Origin of the sequence: Ligilactobacillus araffinosus DSM 20653, assembly GCF_001435375.1 — a bacterium.
Classification (GTDB): domain Bacteria; phylum Bacillota; class Bacilli; order Lactobacillales; family Lactobacillaceae; genus Ligilactobacillus; species Ligilactobacillus araffinosus.
This window is the reverse complement of the sequence record NZ_AYYZ01000029.1, coordinates 230,144-243,115: the sequence shown is the minus strand read 5'-3', so window position 1 is coordinate 243,115 and position 12,972 is coordinate 230,144. Positions and strand designations below refer to the sequence as shown.

13 protein-coding genes and 1 other RNA gene are annotated in these 12,972 nt (G+C 42.2%); all 14 read right to left on the bottom strand.

The window, feature by feature from the left end; all coding sequences use genetic code 11:
- Positions 1–18 precede the first annotated feature (18 nt).
- The gene (gene purH, locus FC64_RS05705; RefSeq protein WP_057906952.1) at positions 19–1,557 is read right to left on the bottom strand and encodes a bifunctional phosphoribosylaminoimidazolecarboxamide formyltransferase/IMP cyclohydrolase; all 1,539 of its coding nucleotides are present in this window, start codon (positions 1,555–1,557) and stop codon (positions 19–21) included.
- A complete protein-coding gene (gene purN, locus FC64_RS05700) occupies positions 1,554–2,153 on the bottom strand; it encodes a phosphoribosylglycinamide formyltransferase (RefSeq protein ID WP_057906951.1) in 600 nt (199 codons plus the stop codon). Before purN ends, purH begins: the two co-directional genes overlap by 4 nt.
- The gene (gene purM, locus FC64_RS05695) at positions 2,150–3,214 is read right to left on the bottom strand and encodes a phosphoribosylformylglycinamidine cyclo-ligase (protein ID WP_057906950.1); all 1,065 of its coding nucleotides are present in this window, start codon (positions 3,212–3,214) and stop codon (positions 2,150–2,152) included. Before purM ends, purN begins: the two co-directional genes overlap by 4 nt.
- Positions 3,204–4,661: an amidophosphoribosyltransferase gene (gene purF, locus FC64_RS05690; protein WP_057906949.1), complete on the bottom strand. Its 1,458-nt coding sequence runs from the start codon at positions 4,659–4,661 to the stop codon at positions 3,204–3,206. The genes purM and purF overlap by 11 nt, the downstream gene beginning before the upstream one ends.
- Positions 4,637–6,862 (bottom strand): phosphoribosylformylglycinamidine synthase subunit PurL, encoded by a 2,226-nt coding sequence (purL, locus tag FC64_RS05685; RefSeq protein WP_057907113.1) that lies wholly within the window; start codon positions 6,860–6,862, stop codon positions 4,637–4,639. The genes purF and purL overlap by 25 nt, the downstream gene beginning before the upstream one ends.
- Positions 6,863–6,881: 19 nt before the next feature.
- Positions 6,882–7,547 carry a phosphoribosylformylglycinamidine synthase subunit PurQ gene (purQ, locus tag FC64_RS05680; RefSeq protein ID WP_057906948.1) on the bottom strand — a complete coding sequence of 222 codons (666 nt, stop codon included), beginning with the start codon at positions 7,545–7,547 and terminating at the stop codon, positions 6,882–6,884.
- A complete protein-coding gene (purS, locus tag FC64_RS05675) occupies positions 7,548–7,796 on the bottom strand; it encodes a phosphoribosylformylglycinamidine synthase subunit PurS (RefSeq protein ID WP_057906947.1) in 249 nt (82 codons plus the stop codon).
- Between the two features lie 13 nt (positions 7,797–7,809).
- Positions 7,810–8,523, bottom strand: coding sequence for a phosphoribosylaminoimidazolesuccinocarboxamide synthase (gene purC, locus FC64_RS05670; protein WP_057906946.1), 714 nt, complete (start codon positions 8,521–8,523; stop codon positions 7,810–7,812).
- Between the two features lie 299 nt (positions 8,524–8,822).
- Positions 8,823–9,941, bottom strand: a complete 1,119-nt coding sequence (gene purK / locus FC64_RS05665; protein ID WP_057906945.1) for a 5-(carboxyamino)imidazole ribonucleotide synthase — start codon at positions 9,939–9,941, stop codon at positions 8,823–8,825.
- The gene (gene purE / locus FC64_RS05660; RefSeq protein ID WP_057906944.1) at positions 9,934–10,422 is read right to left on the bottom strand and encodes a 5-(carboxyamino)imidazole ribonucleotide mutase; all 489 of its coding nucleotides are present in this window, start codon (positions 10,420–10,422) and stop codon (positions 9,934–9,936) included. The genes purK and purE overlap by 8 nt, the downstream gene beginning before the upstream one ends.
- A gap of 180 nt (positions 10,423–10,602) precedes the next feature.
- A complete protein-coding gene (locus FC64_RS05655) occupies positions 10,603–10,992 on the bottom strand; it encodes an EbsA family protein (RefSeq protein ID WP_057906943.1) in 390 nt (129 codons plus the stop codon).
- A 14-nt stretch (positions 10,993–11,006) separates the two neighbouring features.
- Complete coding sequence (locus tag FC64_RS05650) at positions 11,007–12,137, bottom strand: THUMP domain-containing class I SAM-dependent RNA methyltransferase (RefSeq protein WP_057906942.1); 1,131 nt, start codon at positions 12,135–12,137, stop codon at positions 11,007–11,009.
- 59 nt (positions 12,138–12,196) lie between these two features.
- Positions 12,197–12,566: RNase P RNA component class B (rnpB, locus tag FC64_RS07345), an RNA gene on the bottom strand.
- A 26-nt stretch (positions 12,567–12,592) separates the two neighbouring features.
- Positions 12,593–12,934, bottom strand: coding sequence for a cell division regulator GpsB (gpsB, locus tag FC64_RS05645; RefSeq protein WP_057906941.1), 342 nt, complete (start codon positions 12,932–12,934; stop codon positions 12,593–12,595).
- Positions 12,935–12,972: the final 38 nt, after the last annotated feature.

Here is a 12,972-nt window from a genome sequence, read left to right as displayed (position 1 = left end):
TTCATTCACCGTTTCTTTTTAATGCCGGAAGTGCCGGTGACCAGTCATTACCATTACAATTCCATACTTATCAGCCATCTTGATCGAATCTTCATCCCGAATCGAGCCGCCAGGTTGAATAATCAGCTTAATTCCGTGTTGAGCAGCATATTCAACGGAATCATCCATTGGGAAGAAAGCATCACTTGCAAGCACAGATTGATCATTCAATTTTTCTTTAGCATGATCGATTGCAATTTTGACCGCGTCGATTCGGTTCGGTTGGCCAGCGCCGACGCCGATCGTTTGATTTGGATTGGCAACTAAGATTGCGTTTGACTTAACAAACTTAACGGCCTTCCATGCAAAGGTCATCGTCTTCAACTCATCTGCTGTTGGTTTCTTTTGCGTAACAATTTCCCACTGAGTTGGATCTTCTTCTAAATCATCTTGCTCTTGCATTAACATTCCACCCATTACTGAAACCGTTTCAAGTCGCGGTTGTTCATTGCGGTGATCAAAGTCCAGCGTTAACAACCGCACATTTTTCTTCTTGGCGAGAATATCATATGCATCATCGTCAAATGCCGGTGCAATAATGATTTCTAAGAATAATTGGTGCAACTTTTCAGCCGTTGCCAAGTCAACTTTTCGATTCAAGGCAACGATCCCGCCGAAAATTGAAACTGGATCGGCTTCATAAGCACGGTCCCATGCTTCTTCAATTGTCTTTCCGCAACCAATGCCGCATGGATTCATGTGCTTCAAACCAACTGCCGTTGGTTCATCAAATTCCCGGATGATCCGCAATGCAGCATCAGCATCTTTAATGTTATTGTATGAAAGCTGCTTACCGTGAAGCTGTTTAGCTTGGCTGATTGAAAAACTCTTCGGAATAATATCTTCATAGAACCATGCTTTTTGGTGACTGTTTTCACCGTACCGCATCGTTTGCTTTAATTGATATGGTAAAGTCAGTGTTTGCGGTGCTGGATCATCTGTTTGATAATCGAAGTATTGGGCGATCAAGGCATCGTATGCGGCCGTTTCACGAAATACTTTTGCTGCAAGTTCTTTTCGAGTTGCTAAACTTGTTTCCCCATTTGCTTGAATTTCATCGATGACTTTTTGATAATCATTAATATCTGTAACAACAGTAACATCATTAAAGTTCTTAGCAGCAGCCCGTAACATGCTTGGACCGCCAATATCGATTTGTTCAATTGCACCTGCAAAATCATCTTGATCCTTTAAAATGGTTTCTTTGAACGGGTACAAGTTAACGCATACCAAATCAATTGGATCGATTCCGTGATTAGCTAAAGTTTGCATATGGTCGGCATGGTCACGTTTAGCAAGCAAACCAGCATGAACATTCGGATGAAGAGTTTTGACCCGGCCATCCAAAATTTCTGGGAAATGAGTCACTTCTTGAATGTCAGTCGTTTGAACACCGACTTGCTTTAAGAAGTTGCGTGTTCCGCCCGTTGAAATAATTTCATAACCGTTTTCAATTAATGCTTGGGCAAAAGGAACAAGATTCGTTTTATCTGAAACACTGATTAATGCTTTTTTCATTCTTTTTCTCCTTTACTGATTTGACAAATGACTTCGTTTAGTACTTGAGGGTAAAGCCGGTGTTCGGTTTGGTGAATTCGCGTTTCAAGTTCATCCAACGTATCATCCGGCTTGATTGGAACGTGTTTCTGGCGAATTATCGGACCAGTGTCCAATCCTTCATCAATATAATGTAACGTCACACCGGTTTGGGCCCGACCATTTTGAAGGTGATCATCAAACGCGCGTTCAATGGCATGCAATCCTTGAAATTCAGGCAAATATGCGGGATGAAGGTTAATGATTCGTTTCGAATAATGATTCAAAATCGTCGGTCCGATCACGCGCATATAACCGGCAAGAGCAATCAGGTCCACTTGATATTCCTGAAGTTTGGTTAAAATTGCCTGTTCATATTTTGCTTTCGAAGCAAACTGCTTCAACGGAAAAGTTTCGTACGGAATTTGCAACCGCTTTGCCCGCTGAATCACAGGTGCATTCGGGTGATCGCAGAAAAGTAAAACTACTTTGCCATGCTGAATTTCATGCCGGTTAAATGCCTGGACTAACGTTTCAAAGTTCGTTCCGTCCCCGGAAGCAAAAATCGCAACTCTCATTCGATCTCACCTCCCTCGATCAAAACTTTAATTGAGGTTTCATCTGCGGACCGCTTTGATAATTTGCCAATCATCCACGCCGTTTCACCGTTCGCTTGTAAATGCTCCAAAACTGCATCTGCATTTTGCGAAGCAACAGTCAACACGAGTCCAACTCCCATGTTGAACGTCAAGAAACAATCATGCCAATTTAAATTTCCTTGCTTTTGCAAAAGGTTAAAGATTGCTGGAATCGGCCAGTTAACTGTGACTTCAGCTTTTAAATCTGAAGCAAACATCCGCGGAACGTTTTCAAGTAGCCCGCCACCGGTAATATGCGCGATTCCATGAACCTGTCCTGCTTTAACAAGCGGCAAAACTGATTTGACGTAGATTTTGGTTGGCGTCAGCAATTCTTCGCCAAGCGCTTTTCCATCAAGCTCGTCAAGCCGATCCGTGACTTTGAATCCCGCTTCATCAAACAAAATTTGCCGAACAAGCGAAAAACCGTTTGAATGTAACCCTGACGAAGCAATTCCGATCAAGACATCACCAGCTTGCGGATTTTCAGTGGTCAAAAGCCGATTCTGTTCAACGATTCCCGTTCCAAAGCCGGCAATATCGTACTCATCTTTCGGGTACATTCCAGGCATTTCCGCTGTTTCACCGCCGATAATTGCCATTCCTGCTTGCCGACAGCCTGCCGCAACGCCCTTGACAACTTTAGCAAGTTTATCCGGATCATTTTTCCCCGTCGCAATGTAATCAAGGAAAAACAATGGTTCCGCTCCTTGGGCCAAAATGTCATTGGCGCACATTGCAACACAGTCGATTCCAATCGTTGAATGCTGATCCATCATTTGGGCGATCATTAACTTAGTACCCACGCCATCAGTTCCGGAAACCAGAATCGGTTGTTGATAACGTCCAAGAACACTCAAATCAAACATTCCGCCAAAGTCACCGATTTTCCCGGCAGCGCCAATTCGTTGTGTTGATTGAACATCCTTTTTGATCTGGTCAACTAATTGATTTCCGGCTTCAATATTAACGCCTGCTTTTTGGTATCGATTAGTCTTCATCAAACATTCCCCTTTGTTGTTTTAATGACTTTAAATATCCTGCTTCATAGTCATACAACGGTGTCGGATATTTCCCAGTAAAATAGGCAACCGTTAAACCGCGATTCGGCGCGGTGCCTGCATCCGGAACGGCAATTGAATCAATCAACCCTTGAACACTTAAAAAGCCAAGGCTATCGACATTGATCAACCGTTGCATTTCCTGAATACTATGGTTAGCAGCCATCAATTCTGCCCGGGTTGAAACGTCGATTCCGTAAAAACATGGAAACCGAAATGGCGGTGAAGCGATCCGGAGATGGACTTTACGTGCCCCGGCATTCCGCAACAACTTCACCAGTTGAATCGAAGTTGTCCCGCGAACGATCGAGTCATCGATAACGACGATCCGTTTATCTTTAACGACCCCGCTGACTGCTGACAGCTTCATCCGTACGCTTTGTTCCCGCAATTCTTGAGTGGGTTCAATAAACGTCCGCGCAACGTATTGATTTTTGATCAAGCCCATTTCATACGGAAGATGGGCAGCTTCAGCATACCCTGAGGCCGCCGATAATGATGAATTTGGAACCCCGATCACCATATCAGCATCGGCTGGCTGTTCTTTTGCAAGCTGCATCCCCATCCGTTTCCGCGCTCGGTGAACATTTACCCCATGGATATTCGAATCTGGCCGAGCAAAGTAAATATATTCCATTGAACAGATTGCCAGTTGCGTTTCCGTAGTGTAATGATCAATATGCATCCCATCATGATCGATCACGATCAATTCACCGGGTTGAACATCGCGAACAAACGTTGCCCCCACAGCATCGAGTGCACAGGTTTCACTAGCAACAACGTACGCTCCGTTCGATAATTGACCAACACATAAAGGGCGAATCCCATTCGGATCCAGTGCAGCAATCAAAGCATCCCGCTTTAAAATCAGAAATGCAAATCCGCCATGGATCTCGTTTAAACTCTGCTTCAATGCATCCATAAACGGCATTGAATGTTTTTGCCGAATCAAATGAATCAGCACTTCTGAATCTGAATTCGATTGGAAAACCGCTCCTTTATTTTCCAGTTGAGCCTTTAATGACTGCGCGTTCGTCAAATTTCCGTTATGCGCTAATGCGAGATCACCATCGTTAAATTTAAAGAGAAACGGTTGGACATTCGCAATCGAATTATTACCGCTTGTTCCATAACGCACATGGCCGATCGCGGTTTCACCCTCTAACCGATGAAGATCATTTGAATCTTTAAAGACTTCACTCAACAGTCCGCGATCACGGTGTTGGTAAAAATGATGGTCATCATCGACCGTTACGATCCCCGCTCCTTCTTGGCCGCGGTGTTGCAGGGCATGCAGTCCGATATACGTTAACTGATTGGCATGCGGTGAATTAAAGACACCAAAAATGCCGCATTCCTCATTTAGTCCTTTGATTTCATTAAGCATGGAATTGCATCCTCCCATTGATGTTGAAGCTGCGTCCCGTTCAACTTGAATTCCGCATCGGTTGTCTTGACTTTTAATTCATGGGTCGCCGTTGTCTTCCCGATCATCGTTGCATCTTTTCCAAGAACCATTTCAAATGCGGCTTGGTCTGCCGGCTTAACCGTTAAGACGATTCTTCCCGGAGTTTCACTAAATAACCGATTGGCTTGAGCGTTCATTTCAACATCCATTCCAAGGGATGTATCAAAAATCATTTCAGCAAGTGTTACTCCAAGACCGCCTTCGCTGACATCATGCGCAGCGGTTACCAGTCGATCTTCTACGGCCGTAAGTGCTTTTTGCAAAGCTGATGCAGTTTGATGATAATCGAATTCATTGACCTTCCCATCAATCTTGCCCGTCAGCATTTTTTGAAGTTCTGAACCGCTGAAGTCATCCGCCGTTTGGCCGACAACATAAACCAAATTTTCATCCTGAGTAATATGGCTTGAAACCGTATGATCGACGTTTGAAATCAATCCCACCATTCCAACCATTGGTGTTGGATAAATTGCTTGACCATTATTTTCGTTATAGAGAGAAACATTGCCTGAAATGACTGGAGTATTAAGTTCCCGGCAAAGTTCTGCCATTCCGGCAATTGACTGGTGAAGTTCCCAGTAGACTTCCGGATCATTTGGATCACCAAAATTTAGACAGTCAGTAATCGCAAGCGGTTGAGCTCCCTTCGCAATCACATTGGCTGCAGCTTCGAGAACCGCAATTTGACCGCCGATTCGCGGATTCAAATATCCAAACCGGCCATTTCCATCCGTGGTCATTGCCAATCCTTTTTGCGTTCCACGAACCCGAATAATGCCGGCATCGTTGGTTGCGTTCGGTCCCGCCACGGTTGAAGCCCGAACTTGCGAGTCGTACGTTTGCGTTAAAACTTTCTTCGATGCGATAGTTGGCTGTTGTAAGAGATCAATCAACGTTTGTGCAGGATCATCAATTTTTGGAAGAGAATTTTCTTTAAGATGGGTTAACCGTTCCGGCTGCCGTTCAGGACACTTTTCTTGCAAAACGTCATCGGTTAATGACGATACCGGAATATCAGTTACAATTTGATCATGATGTGTTAATACATATTGATGGTCAGAAGTTACTTCCCCAATAACGACAACATCAAGGTTGTACTTTTCAAAGAGTTGCCGCACATCTGCTTGATTTCCTTTTTTTACACATAAAAGCATTCGTTCTTGGGATTCACTCAGCATGATTTCATATGCTGACATCCCGCTTTCCCGTTGCGGAACCAGATCAAGATTCATCTTGACCCCACTATTTGCTTTAGAGGCCATTTCACAACTTGATGAAACTAAACCAGCAGCACCCATATCTTGAATTCCAACTAACCAGTCAGCATGCTTTTGAATCAATTCAAGACAGGCTTCCATTAACAGTTTCTCCATAAAAGGATCACCCACTTGAACTGCTGATCGTTGAGTTTCATGTTCACTATCAAAGTCCGTTGATGCGAAGGTTGCACCGTGAATGCCATCCCGTCCGGTTTTAGCACCAACATACATAATCAGATTGCCTTCGCCTGAAGCGCGACCTTTTTGAATGTCTTTCTTATTCATTAGCCCAACACTCATGGCATTAACTAACGGATTGCCTTCATAGCATTCGTCAAAAGTTGTTTCTCCCGCAACGGTTGGAATTCCCATACAGTTGCCGTAGCCGCCGATTCCCGCAACGACTTCATTGATCAAATAACGGGTATGCGCATTATTTATTTCCCCAAAATGCAATGAATCAAGCAATGCAATTGGCCGGGCGCCCATACTAAAGATGTCGCGTAAAATTCCGCCGACTCCAGTTGCTGCACCTTCATAAGGTTCAACGGCCGATGGATGGTTGTGACTCTCAGCTTTGAAAACAACTGCTTGATCATCACCGATATCAACAATACCGGCACCTTCCCCTGGGCCTTGTAAAACACGTTCGTTTTTATTAGGGAAAAGTTTCAACAACGGCTTGGATTTTTTATACGAGCAGTGTTCACTCCACATTACCGCAAATAATCCCGTTTCGGTATAATTTGGTAACCGGTGAATCAAATGATCACAAATGTAATCATATTCTTTTTCAGTTAGTCCCCATTCAAGGTATGGCTTTTGGTCTTTGATTTCTTGGGGCGTCATTTCTTGATCAATCATAAATTACCCTCCATTTTTAATGCTTAAGCGAAAGCAACGATTGGAAAACTTTGAAGCCTTCATTATTGCCAACAATTTTTTCGGACGCTCTTTCCGGATGGGGCATCATTCCAACAACGTTACCGCGTCGGTTACAGATTCCGGCAATGTTATTCACACTTCCGTTGGGGTTTTGATCAACATAGCGGAAAACGATTTGATGATTTTGCTCCAATTCATCAACCGTTGCTGGATCAGCGTAGAAATTACCATCAGAATGGGCAATCGGTAAATGGATCTTTTCATCCTTGACGTATTTGGTTGTGAATGGCGTACCATTATTTTCAACCTGCAACGCAACTGGTCGGCAAATAAATTTTAAATTGTCATTTTTCTTTAAAACCCCAGGCAGCAAATGAGCTTCCGTCAAAATTTGAAATCCATTGCAGATTCCAATCACCGGTTTCCCTGAATCTGCAAACTGACGAACTGCTCCCATAATCGGCGTTAAGGCTGCAATAGCGCCGCACCGTAAATAATCTCCGTATGAGAATCCACCAGGGAGCAGAACCGCATCGAATCCATCTAAGTTCGTTGCCGTTGAAGGAACGTATTTCGCACTGACATGGCACAGGTTTTCTAAAACATAATGCAAATCGCTGTCGCAATTTGATCCTGGAAAAACAATGATTGCAACTCTCATCTAATCTCCCCCCAATTGTTCATAACGATAAACTTCAAGGTTGAAGTTTACAAGCAATTTTTCCGCTAATTCTTCAACGGTTTGGGCAGCCGTTCCCTTTGAATCATCAACTTCAATATCAAAGAATTTTCCAACGTGAATTGCTTGAATGGATTGATAGCCCAGATCCTTTGCTGCGTCAGTGATTGTATCGCCCTGAGGATCAAAAACGGATGGTTTATAAGTTACATATACGCGAAACTTTTTCATTGTGCTCCTCCTTTTAAAGTAAAATGACTTTTTCTAACCGTTGAAGAACTTCTTGATAAACCGGGGTCAACTCGCCTAAGTCTTTCCGGTAAACATCTTTGTCCAAATGATGATGGGTTTTTGTGTCCCATAACCGGCAGTTGTCAGGTGAAAATTCATCGGCAAGAATGATCTTTCCGTTTGGTAAAGTTCCAAATTCCAACTTGAAATCAATCAGCTGCATGTCTGCTTTTTCAAATAACGGCGTCAGCAATTGATCAACTTTCCGTGAAATTGCCCACATGGTATCCAATTGTGCTTGAGTAACAATTCCAAGGGCAATTGCTTGAGAGGCGTTGATTGCAGGATCATCAAGTTCATCGCTTTTAAGGCACATCTCTTCAACTGGGGTTGTAAATTTTTTTCCCTCTTCAACACCGTAACGACTTGCAAAGTGACCGGCAGAATAATTCCGGGTAATCATTTCAAGCGAAATAATTTTGACTTTTTTAACAAGTTCTTCAGCATCTGAAATCTTTTTAATAAAGTGGGTCTCAATCCCATTCGCTTCAAAATATTTGAAGATCAACGTTGAAATTGCATTATTCGTTTTCCCCTTATCATTGATATGGTCTTTCTTCTTACCATTTAAAGCTGTCGCTTGGTCTAAATAAACGACCCGTAAAACATCTTCATCTTCTGTCGTCCACATTTCCTTTGCTTTCCCAGCATAAATTTGATGTACCATCAATCATAATCTCCTTTATATCGTTCACGATTACACGAACTTTTTTGAACAATCAATTATTATACATTCAGAATATTCCAAGAACAGCAGAATGTCAATAAAATATTCAAACGATTTTACCATAAATGGTTTTTATCGTTCATAATCATACGAATTTATTTTATAAACCATCAATTAAAATTGCTTATTTATAATTTATTCGAATGAAACAAAAAGACATCTTCTTTAAAAGATGCCTTTTAACGGTTTAAATACTTAAATTTTCTATTTTTAATTATTAAAAACGTTCGCTTTTATTGTTACCAAATTCCAGTTTGATCAATTTCTTTCAGTGTTTGATCAAGCTGATTTGTCAAAATCGTAATATGTCCCATCTTCCGGTTCAACCGCACCTCACTTTTTCCATAATCATGAAAATGCCAGTCAAGTTTCTCAAAAATTAAATTCCGTACCCCGGAAACATGCTGGCCTAAAACGTTGACCATCACAACGGGTTGCAAAAGTTTAATTTGCGGCATTGGCCAATTACAAATTGCCCGATTATGAATGTCAAATTGGGAAAAATTACATGCTTCAATCGAATAGTGCCCCGAATTATGCGGCCGCGGTGCTAATTCGTTAATGTAAACTTGATCATCATTTCCAATAAACATTTCAATCCCTAAAATGCCGCATAAATCAAGTGCCTGGGCAATTGCAACAGCGGTTTCTTCCGCATGAACCGCAACCTTGCTTGGAATCCGGGCCGGAACAATACTCTCATGTAAAATCTGATTTCGGTGAATATTTTCACTGACCGGAAAGACACTTATGTCGCCATCCACATTGCGACCGACCATCACGGAACATTCGCATTTAAAATCAACGGCCTTTTCCAAAATACATGGACAGTGCTGCAAAATTTCTTTGGTCTGTTTTAAATCGTCTTCATTATTGAGCCGAACTTGGCCCTTTCCGTCATAACCACCTTCACACGTTTTTAAATAACATGGGAAACCAACTTTTTCCAATTTAATTTGGAAATCGTGTTCGTTATTAATTGCCGCAAATTTCGCTGTTTGAAATCCGTGTTCTTTCAAAAATGTCTTTTCGCGAATTCGATCTTTGGTGATTCGTAATAATTCTGTTCCTTGAGGAATCGAAACGACATCTTTGACCGCATCTAGCGCATCCAAGTCAACATTTTCAAATTCATACGTTATCACATCCGCTTCAGCAGCTAACTGCTGGATCGCATTAACATCATCATATGGCGCAACAATTTGGCAATCACAAACCTGACCGGTGGGACAAGTTGGATCCGGATCAAGAACAATGACCTTCATCCCCGTTGCTTTAGCTGAAAATGCCAGCATTTGACCTAATTGGCCGCCTCCAATAATTCCAATCGTATCGCCTTGTTCAATTCGTTTATTCAAGGTGAGCACTGCTTTCTACGGCAGCATCATGTTGCTGTTTCCGGTAATCGACTAATCGATCTGCAAGCGCATCATCATTCAAAGCAAGCATTTCGCATGCCATTAAAGCTGCATTCCGCGCACCAGCCGCCCCAATTGCCATTGTGGCAACCGGAACGCCAGCTGGCATTTGACCAATTGACAACAAAGAATCCATTCCGCCAAGGGCATGGGTTTGAACCGGAACCCCAATTACCGGGATGATCGTATTTGCAGCAAGCATTCCCGGAAGATGAGCTGCCCCGCCAGCCCCTGCAATGATGGCTTTAATTCCACGTTCACGCGCCGTTTGACCAAATTTCATCAATTCAGCCGGCATCCGGTGAGCCGAAACCACCTGCTTTTCATACGGAACATTCAATTTATCTAAAATCTCACCCGTCAACTTCATGGTTGACCAGTCTGAGATGCTTCCCATTACAATACTAATTTGAGCATTCATGAATATCTTCCTCCTTCATTAAGGTAAGCTTACCAAATAAATTGAACGTTGTAAATATCATTCATTTTTATTGTTCGTTTATTGTACAAAACAATTAATAATATTGTTAAAATAAATTTAAAATCAAATAAAAAAGACCATGGCCTTTCAGTCACAGTCTCTCGCTTATTTTGAAATTTTTTATTTAATTAATTCAACGACATCCCCCGCCAACCGGGCAGCCGTCTTTGGCATCATCAAAAAACTATGGGTCGCCTTTTCCGTTACAAACCGGACAACCCCCCACCGATTATGCTTCACTTCTTTAATATCGCTTAACTTGATGCTTTGACCATTAAAAACAATCAATGTATGATAATTGATTTTTCCGTCTTCGATTTGAAGATATCGTCCCCGAAGTTCGACTAACACCACAATTAAAAATAAAATCAAAGTCATCAAGGTCCAAATTTGAAAGACCGTAATTTCCAGCCATAAAAGCATACTAAAAAGAAAAATCATCCATGTGAATGACCAGCAAACAATCGAGGTTGGAACATCTGGTTGACTGTAATATCTCTTTTGTTTCATTTTTTCACCTTCAATTAACGTTTCTTCTTTCCCCAATATTGAAAGAGGTCCGTTCGAAGCGAACCATTGTATAGTTTACGTCTTTTAGTCGCCTGTTCGCCATAATATTTTTCAAAATTTAAATCACTTGTAAGAATATACTTACTCCACGTAGTCATTGGACGGTAGATTTTTCCCATTTGTTCATACAAAACGTGGACACTATCGCGATCACTTAACCGTTGCCCATATGGCGGGTTAGCAACGATCACACCATTTTCCTTATCAGTATTAAAATCTTTAACCGCTAACTGTTTGAAATGAATGTTATGCAAAACCCCAGCCGCCTTCGCATTGACCTTTGAAATATTGATCATTCGTCCGTCAATATCGTATCCGACAATGTCGAGTTCAACTTTTGGTTTTTGAGCTGCACGGGCCTCTTCGCGAAGCTTTGAAACCATCGTTTCATCGACTTGTTGCCACTGTTCACAAACAAAATGACGGTTGATTCCCGGCGCGATGTTGCGTCCAAGAAGAGCAGCTTCAATTGGAATCGTTCCCGAACCACACACTGGGTCCATAAACGGATCTTCTGGATACCAATGTGACAATAAAACAAGGGCCGCAGCCATGTTTTCCTTCATCGGCGCGCCCCCTTTATCCAACCGGTATCCGCGCTTAAATAAACTTGATCCCGTTGTATCAAGGGTAATCATTGCCTTGTTTTTATTGATCGAAACCTGAACTGGATACTCAGCCCCCGTTTCCGGAAACTTCGTCCGCCGATGATACGTTTGATTCATGCGTTCAACAATTGCTTTTTTAGTAATTGCCTGAACACTTGGGACATTATGCAATTGCGATTTTTGCGATTTACCGCTTACCGGAAAAGCCGCATCGAGTGCAAGCCAATCTTCCCATGGAATTTGCTTTACATTTTCAAACAAATCATCAAAGGTTTTTGCCATAAACTTTGCCAAAACGATCTTTACCCGGTCAGCAGTCCGAAGCCATAGATTTAAACGGATAATATCTTGAAAATCACCTTCAAGCCGGACGCGACCATTTTCAACATTTGCATGATATCCAAGGTGCTTCAGTTCGTTTCCAAGAATTCCTTCAATTCCAGCTGCGCACGTTGCGATTATTTCCATTTTCCTCATCCTTAATTAAAAATAGGAGGTTGCAACAATGTCGCAACCTCCTCCTGTCATATGTAGTGCTCTATAAGCCACGTTCCGTACGTCATCCAGCCAGGACTGGAATCGGTGGTAATCATCTATCTCCGAGTTAAAAACTCGCCCCCATGATTAGTTCATTTCCGTCATGAAGCGCCCCTACCAAAATTTGGGTTACCTGCTCGAGGGGTTTACCGCGTTCCACTAGTACAGTTTCCAATACTACTTCGTCACTGTGGCACTTTTCAAGACTACTCAGGCATGACCGAAGTTTTAGCCTTTTTATCTGCCGTTACCTACAATGTAGGTACCTTGCCTTATTTTTTCAGCAAGCACGATCACTACAGGCATCGCAGCCTGTGCAAGCTTGGACTTTCCTCAGACTGCATATGCAGCCCGCGATTACCCGAACACTACACGCTAATTAACATATTTAATTGTTAAAAACGACTATTTTGGCCATTATCATCATTAAGTTGAGCACCAAAAACGCGTCGTTCCAAATTAGAAAGTCGCTTCAAGATGTCCATGTTATTGACATTTGAAGTTGGTCTTGCAGCTTGACCAGACTTACCAACCGCAATTTGCTTCGTAAGTTCGTCAACTTTACTTACAAGCCGATCATTTTCCATTTGCAACCGTTGATTTTCTTTAGTGAAAGTCTCGTAGTCTTGGATAACTTTATCTAAAAATTCATCAACATCCGCTGGATCATAACCACGCATTTTAGGCTTAAAATGCTTGTTTACGATTTCTTTAGGCGTAAGATTGACATTTTCCATAAATTACACCTCGTCTCCGATAGGTACTTAACTCATAA

Excerpts from the sequence above, each read along its gene's own strand:
- purS (WP_057906947.1), bottom strand. The coding sequence starts at position 7,796 with ATGAAAAAGTTTCGCGTATATGTAACTTATAAACCATCCGTTTTTGAT.
- purM (WP_057906950.1), bottom strand. The coding sequence starts at position 3,214 with ATGAAGACTAATCGATACCAAAAAGCAGGCGTTAATATTGAAGCCGGA.
- purE (WP_057906944.1), bottom strand. The coding sequence starts at position 10,422 with ATGAATGCTCAAATTAGTATTGTAATGGGAAGCATCTCAGACTGGTCA.
- gpsB (WP_057906941.1), bottom strand. The coding sequence starts at position 12,934 with ATGGAAAATGTCAATCTTACGCCTAAAGAAATCGTAAACAAGCATTTT.
- purH (WP_057906952.1), bottom strand. The coding sequence starts at position 1,557 with ATGAAAAAAGCATTAATCAGTGTTTCAGATAAAACGAATCTTGTTCCT.
- FC64_RS05655 (WP_057906943.1), bottom strand. The coding sequence starts at position 10,992 with ATGAAACAAAAGAGATATTACAGTCAACCAGATGTTCCAACCTCGATT.
- purF (WP_057906949.1), bottom strand. The coding sequence starts at position 4,661 with ATGCTTAATGAAATCAAAGGACTAAATGAGGAATGCGGCATTTTTGGT.
- FC64_RS05650 (WP_057906942.1), bottom strand. The coding sequence starts at position 12,137 with ATGAGGAAAATGGAAATAATCGCAACGTGCGCAGCTGGAATTGAAGGA.
- purN (WP_057906951.1), bottom strand. The coding sequence starts at position 2,153 with ATGAGAGTTGCGATTTTTGCTTCCGGGGACGGAACGAACTTTGAAACG.
- purQ (WP_057906948.1), bottom strand. The coding sequence starts at position 7,547 with ATGAGAGTTGCAATCATTGTTTTTCCAGGATCAAATTGCGACAGCGAT.
- purC (WP_057906946.1), bottom strand. The coding sequence starts at position 8,523 with ATGGTACATCAAATTTATGCTGGGAAAGCAAAGGAAATGTGGACGACA.